This is a genomic window from Paracoccus fistulariae (assembly GCF_028553785.1).
Taxonomy (GTDB): domain Bacteria; phylum Pseudomonadota; class Alphaproteobacteria; order Rhodobacterales; family Rhodobacteraceae; genus Paracoccus; species Paracoccus fistulariae.
This window is the reverse complement of the sequence record NZ_CP067136.1, coordinates 1,279,102-1,295,964: the sequence shown is the minus strand read 5'-3', so window position 1 is coordinate 1,295,964 and position 16,863 is coordinate 1,279,102. Positions and strand designations below refer to the sequence as shown.

Sequence of the window (16,863 nt, the reverse complement as noted above, 5' to 3'; positions counted from 1 at the left end):
TCAGAAACCAGCCCGACCAAATCCGCGCGGTGCGGGATCAAGAATGACCAGCTGATTGCCGCGGATCGTGGCCACGGCCATGGCGCGCTGCGAGGTGCCGTCAGGACGCAGCCGGAAGATGCCATTCACCCCGGCAAAGCCAGAGCGCTGCGTCAGCCCGACGGTGGTCAGCGCATTCCGCTTGCCCGCGCGGACCTGCGCGGCAATGGCGGCGACGCCATCATAGGCAAGGCCCGCCAGTTCATGCGGCTGTTCGCCATAAGCCGCGCGATAGCGGGCGTCAAAGCGCGATTTCAGCGATTGGTCGGGAATCGCGAACCAGCCGTTTTGCAGCTGCGGCATGCCCAGACGGTCGCCGGGCTGGTCCCACCGGGTCAGGCCCATGAACTGCGTCACCGGCGACGAGACACCGGCAGCGGTCAGCTTTTCGGTCAGATAGGGCAGGACGGCCTGATTATTCGCGGTCATGAAGACGGCATCGACACCGCCCGACTGCGCCGCTGCCACGATCTGCGGCGCGGCGGCATTGATGCCGCTGACCGATACGGGGTGATTGGTGCGGCCCGCAAGGCGTGCGCCATTGCGCGCGATGGCCCGTTCGATGGCGCGCCCGCCGATCTGGCCCGCGATATCATCCTCGGCCACGACATAGACATTGCGCTTGCCCTGCCGCACGCCATAGCCGACCAGCCGGTCGGCGATATCGGCAAAGCTGGTGCCCAGGATAAAGACGTTGCCGCCCGCGATCTCGGCATTGTTCGAGAAGGAGAGGACGTTGATATTGCGGTCGCGCATGGCATTGCCCACCGCGTTCGCGCCCTCGGCGAAAAGCGGGCCGATGATGATCTTGGCGCCCGCATCCGCGGCGGCATTGGCCTGTTGCACGGCGGTGGCGGTGCTGGTGCCGCTGTCATAGATGCGCAGATCGATATTGGCGCCCTGGGCATCGGCGGCGGCCATGCGGGCGGCATTCTTCAGGCTGCGCGCCAGACGCTCAAGATCGGCCGAACCGCTGCCCGCCGGGGCCAGAAGCGCGACCTGAACCGGCTGGCCGGGCTCGATCAGCTGGCCGTAATTTGTCTTGATGACGCTTTGATCGCCGTCCATCGGCTGACAGGCCGCGAGGACAAAGGCCGACAGGACTGCGGCGGCGCGGCCCATGACGCGGCGCAGACCCGAGGTCGGCCGGGTTGTGGCAGATGCAAACATATGAAACTTCCCTGCTATACACTTTGCTGTCAGCCTATGGGCAAGAGACCGGATTCGCAATCACACCACGACGCAGAAGGGGAGGGTAGATGTCCGATAAACGGCCAGAAGACGCCATGAAATCGGGTCGGCCGCCCGAAGAGCCGCCACGCCGCATCGCCGCCCATATCGAGGCGCAACAGCTTGAATCCGGCCTCTATCTGGTCGCCACGCCGATCGGGACGGCGCGCGATATCACGCTGCGGGCACTGGATGTGCTGAATTCCGCCGATCTGCTGGCCGCCGAAGATACGCGGGTCATGCGGCACCTTCTGGACATCCATGGCGTGCCGCTGCGCGGGCGCCGCATCCTGTCGCATCACGATCATAACGCGGACCGGTCCCAACCGGCGCTGATGGCGGCGCTGCAGCAGGGGGCCAGCGTGGCCTTTGCCTCGGATGCCGGAACGCCGCTGGTCTCAGACCCCGGCTTTCGCCTGGCACGAGAGGCGGCCGAGGCGGGTGTACGGATCCATGCGATCCCGGGGCCGTCGGCGCCCCTGGCCGCGCTGACCGTATCGGGGCTTCCCAGTGACCGTTTTCTGTTTGCGGGCTTCCCGCCGACTGGCAAGGGGCAACGGCAAAGCTGGCTGCGCAAATGGATGGCGGTGGATGCGACCGTGATCCTTTTCGAAAGCCCAAGGCGCGTTAATCAAACATTGGAAGAATTGTGCGAAATTGACCCGGACAGGGGTACAGTCGTGGCGCGCGAACTGACGAAGAAATTCGAAGAGGTGATTCGGGGAACAGCGCAGGAATTGTTGGATGATCCGCGGATCGCCCGGATGAAAGGTGAGGTCGTGATCCTGCTGGATCGCGCGCCACCGCGACAGGCTGATGAGGCAGCGGTGCGTGCGGCGCTGCAGGGCGCCCTGTCGCAAATGAAGGTCAAGGACGCCGCGCGTCAGGTGGCAGAGGAACTGGGTCTTCCGCGTCGCGATGTTTATCAGATCGCCCTGACCATGGGCGCGTAACGGAGAAAGAAAGACATGAACGCAACTGCCCTGGCTTTTGATTATAACCCGGTGTTGCCGGGCAGGGCTGGTTTCGGCAAGGCACCCAGAAGCAGGCAGTCGCGCGGCCGCATGGCGGATCTTTCGGGGCGTTTTGCCGAAGAAAATGTCGCGCTTCTTATGGAAAGACGCGGGTTGCGGGTTTTGCATCGACGCTGGCGCGCCACATCAGGAGAGATCGACTTGATCTGTCGGCAGGGTGAGTGTTTCGTCTTTATCGAAGTCAAGAAATCCCGGTCACATGCAGAGGCTGCGCAGCGCCTTAATCGGTCGCAGCAGGCCCGGATCTGCAATGCTGCCTTGGAATTTTGCGCGTCCCAGCCGGGCGGCATGACCTGCGAAATGCGCTTCGATGTGGCTCTGGTGGATGCGCTTGGGCGTGTCGAGCTTTTGGAAAACGCCTTCGGCGATTGTTTCGCCTGACGCTTGCATCCGGTCAAGCAGCGGGTGACAAGCAGGTGATTCCGTTCAGGAGAGACTGATGAGCCTGTATGTTGCTTTGCAAATGGACCCGATCGAAAACGTGTCGATCACCGGGGACAGCACCTTTCGGATCGGACTTGAGGCCGAGGCGAGGGGGCACCGTCTGTTCCAATATACGCCGGATAATTTGCGCTATGATGAAGGGCGGGTCATTGCGAAAGGACGGCCGATCACGCTGCGGCGTGAAGAGGGCAATCATGTCAGCTTCGGCGACTGGGCCGAGGTCGATCTCTCGGAATTCGATGTGATCTGGCTGCGGCAGGATCCGCCGTTCGACATGGCCTATGTCACCTCGACCCATCTTCTGGATCGCGTGCATCCCGATACGCTGGTGGTGAATGACCCGTTCTGGGTGCGCAACAGTCCGGAAAAGCTGATGGTGCTGGACTTCCCTGATCTGACGCCGCCCACGATGATCGCCCGCGATCCGGCGGCCTTCAGGGACTTTCGCGCCAAGCATGGAGAGATCATCGTCAAGCCGCTTTACGGCAATGGCGGGGCAGGGGTTTTCCATCTGAAGCCCGGCGATCCGAATCTCTCGTCGCTGCTAGAAACATTTGCGGGGATCAATCGCGAGCCGATGATTGCGCAGAAATATCTGTCGGCAGTGGTCGAGGGCGACAAGCGTATCATCCTTGTCGATGGCGAGCCGGTCGGTGCCATCAACCGCGTTCCGCAAAAGGGTGAAACCCGGTCCAATATGCATGTCGGTGGCCGGGCCGAGAAGGTCGGGCTGACTGAGCGCGAGCATGAGATCTGCGCTCGGCTGACCCCCGTTCTGAAGGAAAAGGGGCTGCTCTTCACCGGGATCGACGTGATTGACGGGTGGCTGACCGAAATCAACGTGACCTCTCCGACCGGCATTCAGGAATTGGAACGATTTGACGGGATAAATGCCGCAGAGGCGATTTGGGTCGCGATCGAGCGGAAACTCGCCTCGCGCTGATTGATATTTGTGAGGTGAGAATGACGATCGGCGGCGGTGAAGATCCTTTCCTGGCCGCCGATATAGATTTTTCTTGTATGCATTTATTTATCCCTGCAGTTGATAAAGCGTAACTTCTGGACATTGTTTAAATAAATAATCATTCAATATCAATAACTTGAAAAATTACCTTTCCGTCAAGGTGTGACAACTGAAAACCTGACCTCTATGGTTTGTAGGTATCCGCGCACTGGCGCGCGTCCTCAGAGACGGTTCGTCGAGCCGAGATGAGGCTGAATCATCGTATTGCGATACGGAAGGAACCCCTATGACACCTCTCAAGACCGGTTTGGCCCTTTTGGGTCTGATGACTGTTGCCCCTGCGGCATTCGCGGCGGAAGACTGCGGCGATGTGACCATTGCGGAAATGAACTGGGCCTCTGCCGGGCTGGCCGCCTGGGTGGACAAGATCATTCTTGAGGAAGGCTATGACTGCAATGTCGAACTGATCACCGGCGATACGGTGCCGACCTTCACCTCGATGAACGAAAAGGCCGAACCTGATGTTGCGCCCGAATTGTGGGTGAATGCAGTGAAGATCCCGCTGGATGCGGCTGTCGAGGAGGGGCGGATCATCATCGCCTCGGAAATCCTGTCCGATGGCGGGGTCGAGGGCTTCTGGATCCCGACGAAGCTGGCGGAAGAAAACAACATCAAGACGCTGGAAGAGGCGCTGCAGCATCCCGACCTGTTCCCGGGAGCAGAGGATGAAAGCAAGGGTGCTTTCTTCAGCTGCCCCTCGGGTTGGGCGTGCCAGATCATCACGCAAAATCAAACGCGTGCGATGGATATTGAAGGTAAAGGTTTCGAATTGATCGATCCTGGTTCAGCGGCGGGCCTTGATGGCTCGATCGCGCGCGCCTTCAACCGTGACGAGGGCTGGCTGGGCTATTACTGGGCGCCGACCGCGATTCTGGGCAAATACGAGATGACCCGCCTGGAACTGGGCGTCGATCACAACCGCGAGGCATGGGACAGCTGCACCGTGGTCAATAACTGCCCCGAGCCCGAGCTGAACGAGTGGCCGCGCTCGGACGTGTTCACCGCTGTGACCAAGGAATTTGCCGAAGCGAATGCGGTGACAATGGATTACCTGGGCAAGCGTGCCTGGTCGAATGAGACGGTGAACGCCATGCTGGCCTGGATGGGGGACAATCAGGCCACCAATGAGGATGGCGCCTATTACTTCCTGGAAAACCATCCCGAAGTCTGGGGCGAGTGGGTGTCCGAGGATGTCGCCAAGCGGGTGCAGGACGCGCTGTAAGCCCGGCTGACATGGCTGCGGCGCGTTTCGCGCGCGTCGTGGCCTTTCCCGCAACCACCGGACAGAAATGAAGAAGACAGATGGACCTTATCGATTTTCCTTCGCTTAGCCGTGGCGATCTTCGCGATATCCGCGTCACCATCGACGGCGGCTTTCGCGAATTTACCCGCGCCTATGGCGAGCCGCTGGAGAAGATGTTTCATCCGATCCAGACCCTGCTGACATTCATTGAAGATCTTCTGATCGACACGCCCTGGATCCTTGTCATGGCGGCGATGGCGCTGATTGTCTGGGGGCTTAGTCGCAGCTGGAAAATCGTTCTTGGCACCGTGATCGCGCTGTATCTGATCGGTCTGTTCGGGATGTGGGAGGATACCATGCGCACCATTGCCATGGTGGCGGTCTGTACGCTGATCGCGATCGTGGTGGGCATTCCCATTGGTATCCTGATGGCGCGCTCGGACCGGGCAAATGCGATCATCACGCCGATTCTGGACATGATGCAGACCATGCCCAGCTTCGTTTATCTGATTCCGGTCGTGATGATCTTTGGCCTTGGCAAGGTGCCGGGTGTGATCGCCGTGGTGATCTATGCGATCCCGCCGATCATCCGGCTCACCAATCTGGGCATCAGGCAGGTGCCCAAGGATGTGTTGGAGGCGGCCGATGCCTTTGGCTCTTCGGCCATGCAGAAGCTGAAGGATGTGCAATTGCCGCTGGCCCTGCCGACCATCATGGCGGGGGTGAACCAGACCATCATGATGAGCCTTGCCATGGTTGTGGTGGCCTCGATGATCGGGGTGCGCGGCCTTGGCCAGCCGGTTCTGCAGGCGATCAACAACCAGTATTTCACCCTTGGCGTCATGAATGGTCTGGCCATCGTGGCCATCGCGATCATCTTCGACCGCTCGACCCAGGCCTATGGCAAGCGGCTGCAAAAGCATCTGGAGGCCGTCCATGGCTGAGGCAATTCACGACATCGACATTCGCGGGCTTTACAAGATTTTCGGCCCGAACGGCGCGGCCCATGTCGCCGACGTCAAGGCCGGGATGACCAAGGATGAGCTGAAAGAGAAATACGATCACGTTCTGGGGCTGGATGATATCAACCTGACCATCCCTGCAGGTCGCATTCAGGTGGTGATGGGGCTTTCGGGGTCGGGCAAATCGACGCTGATCCGCCATATCAATCGCCTGATCGAGCCGACTGTGGGTGAAATCATGTTCGACGGTCAGGACGTTGTGCGGATGTCGCAGCAGCAGTTGCGGGATTTCCGGCGTCAGAAAACCGCGATGGTGTTTCAGAAATTCGCCCTTTTCCCGCATCGCACGGTGATGGAAAACACCACCTACGGGCTGAATATTCGTGGCGTCAGCAGCAATCAGGCCAAGGAACGCGCCCGCTACTGGATCGAACGCGTCGGGCTGAAAGGGTTCGAGGAAAGCTATCCCAACCAGCTTTCGGGCGGTATGCAGCAGCGCGTGGGCCTTGCCCGCGCATTGACCAACGATGCCGAGATCCTGCTGATGGATGAGGCGTTCTCGGCGCTGGACCCGCTGATCCGCATGGATATGCAATCGGTGCTGCTGGATCTGCAGGAAGAACTGCGCAAGACGATCATCTTCATCACCCATGATCTGGACGAGGCGCTGCGTCTGGGCGACCGTATCGCGATCCTGCGGGCGGGCAGGATCGTGCAGGAAGGCACCGGCGAACAGATCGTGCTGCGTCCCAAGGATGATTACATCGCCGATTTCGTCCGAGAGGTCAGCCGTGGTAAGGTCTTGAAAGTGGGCACCATCACCCGCCGCGGCGTGACGGTGGAATCGCCGGTCACGCTGCCCGCCGATGTCATTCTGGAAGAGGCCGCGCGGACCATGACCAATGCCGAATATGGCCGCGCCAATGTCGCGGACGCATCGGGCAAGGTCATTGGCAGCGTGACGCTGGCCAAGGTGGTGGCCGAAATGATCGCGCCGGATGACAGCGACGACAGTTTGTCCCAGACCGATCAGGCGCTGAGCGCCTGATCCTGAAAGCTTACCCGATCGGGTAGCCGTAGCTTTGCAGGAACTGCCACATATCGCGGTTCAGCGTGGACAGCGTCTGCAGGTCCTGGTCCAGCTTGGCCAGTTCCTTTTCGCCCAGGTTCTGCTTGCGGCCCATATGGATCCGGTCCCGGCGATCCGCGATCCGCATCAGGATCGTCGAGACCGAGCCGTCCTCCTCGAATGACCAGATGCTGTGGTTATAGCGGTTTCGTACCGATTGCAGCCGGGTCAGGCGTGACGTCAGGTCCAGCAGCTCGGTCTGCTGATCGCCTGCGGGCAGGCTCAGCTTTGCCAGCCTTTCGACAAGCTCGATCCGGGTGCGGGTCGCGGTGACCGACAGGAACACCACGACCGCCGCATCCTTGGTCATTCCCGTCAGACCCGCAAGCATGTGGATCAGCAGGCTTTCGGTATTGCTCCAGGTATAGTTGAGACGGCCCACGCGCAGCATGACCGCATCCAGATCCTGTTCAGAGGGTGCGGCAAGGCCATGCGTGGATCGCTCTGTCATAATCTGCTGGCCCGAAACCGCATCGCGGCCTCGGTCCTGTTGCGCGCGCCCAGACGCAGGCAGGCATTATGCAGATGAAGCTTGACCGTATGAACCGACAGGCCAAGCTGATCTGCGATCCGCTTGTTGGGCTGGCCGTCGGCAACCAGGCGCAGCACGTCGATCTGTCGCTGCGTCAGGCAGATATCTTCATTCGGGTCGTGCCGCATGTCGGACGCCTGTTCCGCGATCACATCGGGGCAGACATAGCTGCCACCGTGAGAGATCAGCCGGACAATGGACAGCCAGACATCCAGCCGCACATTGATCGGAAAGATGCTGATCGAGCGCGTCCGCAACGCCGGATCATTGTAACAGGCGACGCCAAAGGCGACCGAACCGAAGGCCAGACCGATCGCGACATTGTCGCCAAGCTCCAGCAGAAACTGCCGGTCCCTGTCCTGAAGATCGCGCAATGTCGGCTCATCCATGACCAGAACGGTCGGATCTCCGCCTTTTTGGCTTATCAATTTGTACATATCATTGAAAGATGACAGTACCTTTGATACTGTGTAACCAAGCTCCTGTGTTGTAGCCGTGATCAGCGACTGGGAAAAGTTACACTGATGGCCGACGAAAACGATCTCTGGCATCGTGGTTTCGGGCGCTTTGAGGGCAGTGTTTGGATTACTCAAAATAGCATTCACCTCCATCTCCGCTGTCCCTCACACACAACTAATCCGAAAAAGAATCGCAGTGCGTTTCTTTGTTCTTTAGATGTAAAATTCTGTCGAAGCCCCGTTAAAATATAACACAAACCTTCTTCGTTATTAAGATGCTTATGCTCTATTTCGGGGTTCTGCCGAAACTTTAAAACCGGCATGGCATGTCCTTTAGAAACAATACCATATAGTTTACTTTTTGTGCAGACCTAGCCAAATAGGTTAAACCGAATTTCTGGTTTGGTATGCACTTTTGCGTTGTGCTGACTAACCTATCTGCCACCGCAGCTAGTGCCATCGCGCAGCGCCATTCTAACCCTTCGTCCGGCTATGCGGGCGCCTTATCAAGGGCGTATCGTTAATCTGTGCCCAAGTGCCGGATCAAGGCCGGGCATGCGTGGCCTTGCCATGGTGGAGGCGGGCCAATCGGAAATGGGTAAGCCGCGACGGTCGTACCGTCTTCACGGTGAGCATTTGCTCGGCGGCGGTAGCGTCTTGCCTTCTCCCACCGGAACCAGGCGGCATGCGTGCTTGCGAACAGATGGCCGTTCCCGCCTGCCAACAGGAGTAAATGACATGGCTGGTAGCCGTAATATGAACCTCTTCACCTGGCCCATGGGCAAGACCAATCAGAGCCAGGATCAGGACCAGGACCAAGACCAGGATCAACATCAGCATCAGGGTCAGAAGCAGGGTCAGAAGAGCAAACAGGACCAGGATCAGGACCAGCAGCAAAGCAACACCAACACCAATTCGAACACCAATGACAGCGCGAGCACGTCGGAAACCTATGCCGCCAATGCTGCTGCCAATGGTGCGCTGAACGGTGCTGCGAATGGTGCGATGAACCTGGCGGGCAATGCTGCCAAGAATAAATCGTCCAACGAAAACGATGCGACCAACAACGCGAACAACGGCGCTGACAATGATGCTGCCAATGCCGCAAGCAATGCCGCCAGCAACGCTGCTGACAACAGCGCGTCCAATGCGGCGGACAATGCGGCCAGCAACAATGCCGACAACAACGCCGATAACGATGCCAATAACACGGCCAACAACACCGCGAACAACGACACCGACGTCTCGACCAATGTCGATACCGATGTGTCGACCTCGGTGAATGTCGACCTGGGCATCGACGGCTGGCAGCCGACCGATAACGACTATGCCGATATCGATCTGGACAATGCCTATGGCACGATGGGCGATATGCTGGTCAATCGCGACGGCGATATCGGGATCGGGACGCGCGATCTTGATATCGACAACGTGCTGAACAACTCTCTGAACGGCAACAACAACACGGCCGTCGTTCAGGCGAATGCGTGGAATCTGGATGATCAGGACACGCTGGAGAACCCCAATGTCTCGAACGATGGGCCGTTCAACCAGAATGGCAGCGTGAGTGGCGGCCATGCCACGGCCGAAAAGGGCATTGATGCCGGTGGCCAGGGCGGCAGCGGCGGTGGCGGCTCTAACGCTGATGGCGGCGGCGGACATGCCGATGCCAATGGCGGTGACGCAAGCGCCTATGGCAGCAGCGCCGACAGCGGCAGCGCTGGCGGGACGAAGGCCATGGCCGGTGACGGCGAAGGCGGCATTGCTGCCGGGATCGGTGTCGGCGCGGGTCTGGGCGGTTCGGCTGACGGTGGTGACGCCGCCGGTCTGTCTGCTGGTATTGGCGCGGGTCTTGGTGGCGATGCCACCGGTGGCAACGCCCATGCGGGCGGCAAGGCCGGTGCCATGGGTCATGGCGATGGCGGCAACGGCGCCGGTGCCGGTAATGGCGGCGACGGTGGCGACGGCGGCGGCACGGGTTCGGCCGATGGCGGCATGTCCGGTGCGCTTGGTCTTGGCGGCCTGCTGGGCGCCGGGGTGAACAACGATAGCGGCAATGGTGGCACGTCGGGCGCAGGTGGTCCGGGCGGTGCTGGCGCCGATGGCGGTGACGGTGGCGATGGTGCCATGGGGACCGGCCTTGGTGCGGCCCTTGCTGCGGCGGCCAGCATGGCCGGTGACGCAACTGCTGGCAACGGCATGGGCGAGGCGTCCAGCCAAGCCTACACGAACGCCGGCGGCGGCGGCAGTGCCGATGGTACCGGCAGCGGCACCGGCAATGCGACGGGCGGTGCCGGAACGGGTGGTGCAACCGGGATGACCAGCGGTGGCGCCAGCGGGATGGCTTCGTCCACGGGCGGCACGGCCTATGGCGGTGACGGTATCAATACCGACAGCGGCTATGGCGGTGCCGGCGGTCAGGTCATGAACGGCGATGGCGGCTACGCCCATGCCGGTTCCTGGGGGTCGAATAACGGCGATGATGGCTTCGTCACCGGGACCTCGTCCGCATCTGCCGATGCCCTGCTGGAGACCACTGCCTTCAACCAGAGCATCGTGATGGGCGCCAATGTGCTGAACAACACGGTCGATATGACCGTGGTTGGTGGCAACCTCAGCTCGACCGTGATTGGCGACGACGACCTGGGTGGCTGATCGCCACCCCTGACAGGATCCTGCGCGGCGCAATCCGCGCAGGATCACCCATAAGAGGCTCGTGCCGGGTGTCTGTGCAGAAAGTGGCGGGTTAGGACGAGACTGAAATGCTTAAAATTCAAGCTGCTGAAGAGGCAATCTGGCATTTTGCCGGCATTTTCCAGATCGCGGATCAACGCGGTCGGATGTGGGTCGAATATGACCGGATCTCGGCGCATAAATCCGACATTGAGCCCAGCGAAATCATCCCTCTGGATGTGGTGACGCCGCATCCCTATGCCATTCCCGACTACATCCCCGATATTCCCTATACGCCGCCGGGCATGGTGATGGATCAGATCCCGCTGGTCTATTCGGCGTTTTATGACAATCTCTCCGGACCGCTTTATTTCACCGCGCCGCTGGAGGAAGCGCAGGCGGCCGGGCTGGTCGGGGGTGTCTCGGCGCTGCGGCTTCGGCCACCGGTCGATCCGCCCGAACTGATCGTGGAGCCGCCCGATCCGCCCGATCCGCCAGAGCCCCCGGATCCGCCCGATGCCGCGCCGACATTGCCCGCGCCCGGCTCGGTCGCGTTGATCGTCGTCAGCCAATTGTGGCTGCGCGACGATGATATCCTCGACGCGCAGAAGATCGAGGGCGGCGTGGTCAGCCTGATGCGGCTGGACGCGAAGATGATGGATCTGGCGCAGCAGTCCGATCAGCTTGGCATCGCGCTGCGCCCCGATCTGCCTGCCGATGAAATGGCCTTTCGCGACATTGCCGTGGCATTCCGGGATATGGAATTGCCCGAACAGACGATACCCGATGCGACGGTGTTCATCTGCCTTGGGACCGATCCCGAAGGCTGGTTCCTGAATGGCGAGGCCGTGACCGAGGCGCCGAAACTGGATGAGCTTTTGCCGCTTTACCGGCTTGAAAAGAAAGCCGAGGCAGAGCGTGAGGCGGAAGAACAGGCAGAGGCCAAGGCCGCCAAGATCAGCAAGGACGGCCCGACATCGGCAGGCCTGGACGGCGAGGTTATCACGGTTAATGCAGATGCGGCGCATGACCTGATTCTTGGCAACAACACCCTGGTGAATGAGGTCAGCATCAGCGCCGCCTGGATCGCGGCGCCGGTGATCGCGACCGGGCTGGGGGTCTATAGCTATAATATCGTCAGCCAGACCAATGTCTGGAGCGATCAGGACACACTCACGGGACTGTCGGCCGAGGCAAACGGGGCCGCGCCCACCACATCGCTGAACTACGCCACCTATCAGACCTTCTCGAACCCGATTGCGCCGCGTGGCGGCGATGGCGATGCGCCGCAATTCTGGGTCACGGCGACGCTGAAAGGCAGCCTGATCAATGCCAACTGGATCGACCAGTATAACCTCGTGACCGATAACGACATGGTGTCAGTCACGCTGAATGCCGCGGAAACGCTGCTGCTGATGGGCGAGAACAACAGCCTCGACAAGATCTCGCTGAATGAGCTGGGAACGCAGTTCGATGTGATCCTGATCGACGGCTATGTGATCAACCTCAATGCCGTGATCCAGAAGAACGTGATGGTGGATGACGACCGCATCATGGCCAAGGGCGGGACCGAGGTGTCGGTCAGTTCGGGTGACAATCTGCTGATGAACTCCTCGACCATCGTGCAGGCGGGCAAGCCGGTCTATAAAGAGATGACCTCGGATATGGGCAATATGATGGCCAAGGCGGGCGACGGCCCGATCGGCTTGCCACAGTCGCTGCTGAACGATCCCGCCCTGCAGGGGCTGGACGGGGTGCGGGTGCTGCACATCCAGGGCGACATGGTGTCGCTGAACATGATCCGCCAGACCAATGTGCTGGGCGATTCCGATCAGGTTCAGGTCTTTCGCGATCAACTGCTGGAGCAGGGCGGAGCGATCAAGCTGATCGCGGGATCGAACCTGCTGATGAACCAGGCGACCATCGTCGAGGCCGAATATGACGCCACCATCTATTCCGGGGGCGAGATCTATACGGATGCACTTCTGTATCAGGCCGAACTGGTGGCGACCGACGATCCGCTGGCTCCGCCCGGCACGTCCGATCTGGCCAGCGAGGCGGTGTTGTTTCTGGCCGATGGCATGCTGAGCGATGCGCCAGAAGATGCCGAATTCCGCCCGATCGGCGCGGATTCCGCGATTTCCCCCGATGCGATGGAAACGGTGCTGACATGAGCGGCAACAGAACGACCTTTCACAGCGGCGACAAGCCGGAGTTTCACTTTGACCGCTCGGATCGTCCGGGGCGCCCGCCAAGCGCGAAGCCGATGGGCACCGGGCCGACCATCGATCAACAGCCCGGTCGCATCCCGCCCGCACCCAACCTGCGGATGGCGGATAACGGGTCAAAGGCGGCCTTTCACAAGCGCGTGGCAGAGCCCGATATCTCGGGCGCGCTGCGCAGCACGATCCGGCGGCTTTGGGCCAATATTCTGGGCGTGCTGCTGTTCAGTGGCGTGGCAAATATTCTGGTGCTGGCGATCCCGGTCTATCTGTTCCAGATCTCGGACAGGGTGCTGACCAGCCGGTCAACCGATACGCTGGTCATGCTGACGGTGGTGATCGTGGGCGCGGTGCTGCTGCAGGTGACATTCGACGCGATCCGCCGGGGCATGCTGCTGCGCAGTTCGGTGGATCTGTCGGCCCGTCTGGGTGCGCCGATCCTGTCGGCTGCGGCCCGCGCCTCGCTGCAAAGCAATGGGCAGGAATATCAGACGCTTGGCGATCTGCAGCAGGTGCGCAGCTTTCTGGTCTCGGGCACCTTGCTGTCCTTTCTGGATCTGCCCTTCGCGCCGCTGTTCATTCTGGCGATCTTTCTGGTCCATCCGCATCTGGGCATGATCGTGATCACCACGGCATTGCTGCTGCTGGTCATCGCCCTGATCAACCAGCGCGCCACGGCCAAGTCATTCGCGCTGGCGAACAGGCATCTGAGCCGCGCGAACCTGCATCTGGATTCGATGTCGCGCAATTCGCAGATCATCAATGCGCTGGCCATGATCCCGGAAGCGGTCACGATCTGGGGACGCGATGCTGCCAGTTCGATGGGCGCGCAGGTGCGTGCGCAGGACCGCAACATCATGTTCGCGGGCATGTCGCGCGGCGTGCGCCTGCTGACGCAGGTGGGGCTGCTGGGCTGGGGCGCCTATCTGGCCCTGCAGGGAGAGATCACCGGCGGCATGGTCATTGCGGCCTCGATCATCGCGGGGCGCGCGCTGGCGCCCATCGAAGGTGCCATCGAGGGCTGGAACAGCGTGCTTCTGTCGCGCGCGGCCTATGGCCGGATTTCGGCGCTGCTGAAATCCTCGCCGCTGAACCAGCAGCGACTGCATCTGCCCCATCCCGAAGGGCGTCTGGATGTGGAACGGCTGCTGTTCGTGCCCAATGGCACCAAGCGTGTCGTGCTGAATTCGATCACCTTTTCGCTGCAGCCGGGCGCCTCGCTGGCGATTGTCGGCAAATCGGGTGCGGGCAAGACCACCTTGGGCAAGATGCTGGTCGGATCGGTGCTGCCGACCTCGGGCAGTGTGCGGCTGGACCTGATGGATCTGCGCAACTGGGATCAGCGGCAGTTGGGTCAGTGCATCGGCTATCTGCCGCAGGACGTTCAGCTTTTCCCCGGCACGATCAAGGACAATATCGCCCGGATGCGCCCCGATGCCCGCGATGATGAGATTTATCAGGCGGCGGTGCTGGCCGATGTCCATGACATGATCGCCAAGCTGCCCGAAGGCTATGAGACCATCGTGCAGGCCGATGGTGCGCCGCTGTCGGGCGGGCAGAAACAGCGCATCGGGCTGGCGCGGGCCTTCTTTGGCGGGCCGCGTCTGGTGGTGCTGGACGAGCCGAACTCGAATCTCGACAGCGCGGGCGACCGGGCCCTGTCGCGGGCCATGGCGCTGGCCAAGCAGGACGGCATCACCATGATCGTGGTGACCCAGAAATACGCGCTGCTGCAGGATGTCGACAACATCATGCTGCTGAAGGACGGGCAGATCGCGATGTTCGGATCCCGCGATCAGATGCTGGAACGGCTGGCGAATCGCCCGCAACCCGCAGCCCAACCGCAAGCTACGCAAGGAGACATGACCAATGGCACGGCTGAATGATCCCGACGGACTGTATGACTATGTCCCGCGCTCGGTCCGCAAGCATCTGGTCTTTGGCCTGTTGCTGCTGGTGCTGTCCTTCGGCGGTTTCGGCGCCTGGGCCTTTCGCGCGCCGCTGGCGGCGGCGGTGATGGCGCCGGGCAGTTTCGTGGCGACCGGGCGCAACAAAATCGTGCAGCATTTCGAAGGCGGCATCATCAGCGAAATTCTTGTGGGCGAGGGCGATCACGTCACCGCGGGCCAGACCCTTGTGCGCCTTGATCGCACCGCTGCCCGCGCCAATGAGCGGGAACTGGAGCTGCGGCGCGCCCGGCTGGAAGCGATCAGCGCCCGTCTGCGCGCGGAATATGAGGGCGCCGAGGCGGTCGATTTCCCCGATTTCCTGGACAGCCGCCGGGATGACCCCAGTGTCGCGGCGATCATTCTGGAACAAGAGGCAGGGTTCCGGGCGGCGCGGGACAAGCTGGCGGGCGAAATCATCCTGCTGGAAAGCAACCAGACCGCCTCGCAATCGCGGATCGGCGGGTTCGAGGGTCAGCTTTCGGCGGTGAACCGGCAGCTTGACCTGCTGCGCGAGGATCAGGCCACGCGCGAGCAGCTGTTCGCCCGTGGTCTGGTGCGTCGCAGCGAGGTGAACGCGATCTCTCGCGCCGTGGCCGATGCCGAGGGCGAGGCCGAGCGGCTGCAATCGCTGATTCTGGAAGCTCAGGAGACGGTACGAAAGGTCGCGCGCGAAATCGAACAGACCCGCACCCAGCATATGCAGACCGCGCTGGACGAGAGCCAGGGCATCAAGGCCGATCTGGACAGCGTGCGCGAACAATCGATGAAGACCAATGACGTGCTGCGCCGTTCGGATATCGACTCGCCGGTTTCGGGCACCATCGTCCGAATGTATTACCACACCGCAGGCGGGGTGATCGAGGCGGGCAAGGCGATTGTCGAGATCCTGCCGGACAATGCGCCGCTGGTCATCGAAACCCATGTCGCCCGCACCGATATCGACGATGTCGAGGTCGGGCAGCGCGCTTCGGTCCGGTTGACCTCGCTGAACCAGCGCACGACGCCGGTGCTGGAAGGGCGGCTGGTCTATGTCTCGGCAGATGCGCTGAAGACCGAGGCCGACGGGATCGCGCAGGATATCTATGTGGCGCGGATCGACCTGCCGGTATCCGAAATCGAACGTGTGCGCGGCTTCCGCCCCACCCCGGGCATGCCGGCCGAGGTGATGATCGAAACCGACGCCCGCACCTTCGCGCAATATCTGGTCAAGCCGATCGAGGACAGCCTGTCGCGCGCATTCCGGGAAAACTGAGGCGTGACGCCCGTGGGCCTACTGTTTCAGCGCGATTTCCGCCCCGCGCTCATCCACTTCCCAATAAAGGCTGCGCTGTTCCTGCTGCGCAGCCTCGGCCAGCAGCGCGAAATGTACTTCGGCGGGGGAAACCGGGCGCATCGTGGCATCTTGCTGATGCGGTCCGCCCAGCCAGCTCCACAGGTCCGGATCCTGCTTGGTGCGATCCGCCTCGGCCACCAGCCGCCATCCTTCGGCGCTGTGCACCACGACCAGCCGACCGCCCCAGGGCAGCGCGGTTTCCAGACACATCAGCGCCAGGATCACCATGCGCACCTCGGCCCGCGAAAAATCGCCTTCGGCGTCGATCTCGATATTCAGGCGCGATTGCGCCGCCAGACCGGAGGCCAGGTTTCCCAACTCGGCCCGTCCGACCCGCTGGCCGCCCTGCGCCTGCCCAAAGGCGATGCGGAAGGCCTGAATCCGGTTACGCGCGGCAGCGACAGATTCGGCGATCAGCCGCAGTTCCGGGCTTTCGGTGATACCGGGAAAATCGGGTGACATCTCCAGCAGTTCGACGCCATTGCCTATGGCGCCCAGAGGAGAGACCAGATCGTGACACAGTCTGGACCCCAGAAGCTGTGCCAGCTCACCAGGGATCAGGTTCGTTGTATCTTTGGCCATTCGGATCTA

General features: G+C 61.3%; 14 protein-coding genes. 10 read left to right on the top strand and 4 right to left on the bottom strand.

Going from position 1 to position 16,863, the window contains the following annotated elements; translation table 11 throughout:
* Nucleotides 1-1,209 (bottom strand): penicillin-binding protein activator, encoded by a 1,209-nt coding sequence (locus JHX87_RS06425; RefSeq protein WP_271883329.1) that lies wholly within the window; start codon nt 1,207-1,209, stop codon nt 1-3.
* A 116-nt stretch (nt 1,210-1,325) separates the two neighbouring features.
* Between JHX87_RS06425 and rsmI the strand changes: the two genes are divergently transcribed.
* The 6 genes from rsmI to JHX87_RS06395 all read left to right on the top strand — a co-directional run bounded on the left by rsmI (nt 1,326) and on the right by JHX87_RS06395 (nt 7,024).
* Nucleotides 1,326-2,222, top strand: a complete 897-nt coding sequence (gene rsmI, locus JHX87_RS06420) for a 16S rRNA (cytidine(1402)-2'-O)-methyltransferase (RefSeq protein WP_377776024.1) — start codon at nt 1,326-1,328, stop codon at nt 2,220-2,222.
* Nucleotides 2,223-2,333: 111 nt separating this feature from the next.
* The gene (locus JHX87_RS06415; protein ID WP_271883474.1) at nt 2,334-2,684 is read left to right on the top strand and encodes a YraN family protein; all 351 of its coding nucleotides are present in this window, start codon (nt 2,334-2,336) and stop codon (nt 2,682-2,684) included.
* 58 nt (nt 2,685-2,742) lie between these two features.
* Complete coding sequence (gshB, locus tag JHX87_RS06410; RefSeq protein ID WP_271883325.1) at nt 2,743-3,690, top strand: glutathione synthase; 948 nt, start codon at nt 2,743-2,745, stop codon at nt 3,688-3,690.
* A gap of 307 nt (nt 3,691-3,997) precedes the next feature.
* Nucleotides 3,998-4,993, top strand: a complete 996-nt coding sequence (locus JHX87_RS06405; protein WP_271883323.1) for an ABC transporter substrate-binding protein — start codon at nt 3,998-4,000, stop codon at nt 4,991-4,993.
* An 80-nt stretch (nt 4,994-5,073) separates the two neighbouring features.
* The gene (locus JHX87_RS06400) at nt 5,074-5,958 is read left to right on the top strand and encodes an ABC transporter permease (RefSeq protein ID WP_271883320.1); all 885 of its coding nucleotides are present in this window, start codon (nt 5,074-5,076) and stop codon (nt 5,956-5,958) included.
* Entirely contained in the window at nt 5,951-7,024 is a 1,074-nt protein-coding gene (locus JHX87_RS06395) for a quaternary amine ABC transporter ATP-binding protein (protein ID WP_271883319.1), read from the top strand. The genes JHX87_RS06400 and JHX87_RS06395 overlap by 8 nt, the downstream gene beginning before the upstream one ends.
* A gap of 10 nt (nt 7,025-7,034) precedes the next feature.
* Here JHX87_RS06395 and JHX87_RS06390 read toward each other — a convergent pair whose 3' ends face one another.
* Together JHX87_RS06390 and JHX87_RS06385 are read right to left on the bottom strand one after the other, a co-directional pair.
* A complete protein-coding gene (locus JHX87_RS06390; RefSeq protein ID WP_271883318.1) occupies nt 7,035-7,556 on the bottom strand; it encodes a hypothetical protein in 522 nt (173 codons plus the stop codon).
* Nucleotides 7,553-8,065: a helix-turn-helix transcriptional regulator gene (locus tag JHX87_RS06385; RefSeq protein ID WP_271883316.1), complete on the bottom strand. Its 513-nt coding sequence runs from the start codon at nt 8,063-8,065 to the stop codon at nt 7,553-7,555. Before JHX87_RS06385 ends, JHX87_RS06390 begins: the two co-directional genes overlap by 4 nt.
* Before the next feature lie 768 nt (nt 8,066-8,833).
* Between JHX87_RS06385 and JHX87_RS06380 the strand changes: the two genes are divergently transcribed.
* From JHX87_RS06380 to JHX87_RS06365, 4 genes are all read left to right on the top strand, one after another.
* A complete protein-coding gene (locus JHX87_RS06380; RefSeq protein WP_271883314.1) occupies nt 8,834-10,750 on the top strand; it encodes a hypothetical protein in 1,917 nt (638 codons plus the stop codon).
* 107 nt (nt 10,751-10,857) lie between these two features.
* Entirely contained in the window at nt 10,858-12,942 is a 2,085-nt protein-coding gene (locus tag JHX87_RS06375; protein ID WP_271883312.1) for a hypothetical protein, read from the top strand.
* Nucleotides 12,939-14,876: a type I secretion system permease/ATPase gene (locus JHX87_RS06370; protein ID WP_271883310.1), complete on the top strand. Its 1,938-nt coding sequence runs from the start codon at nt 12,939-12,941 to the stop codon at nt 14,874-14,876. The genes JHX87_RS06375 and JHX87_RS06370 overlap by 4 nt, the downstream gene beginning before the upstream one ends.
* Entirely contained in the window at nt 14,860-16,191 is a 1,332-nt protein-coding gene (locus JHX87_RS06365; RefSeq protein ID WP_271883308.1) for an HlyD family type I secretion periplasmic adaptor subunit, read from the top strand. Before JHX87_RS06370 ends, JHX87_RS06365 begins: the two co-directional genes overlap by 17 nt.
* Before the next feature lie 18 nt (nt 16,192-16,209).
* On the opposite strand, the gene JHX87_RS06360 is transcribed toward JHX87_RS06365, so the two are convergent.
* Nucleotides 16,210-16,854: a histidine phosphotransferase family protein gene (locus JHX87_RS06360; protein ID WP_271883306.1), complete on the bottom strand. Its 645-nt coding sequence runs from the start codon at nt 16,852-16,854 to the stop codon at nt 16,210-16,212.
* Nucleotides 16,855-16,863 lie beyond the last annotated feature (9 nt).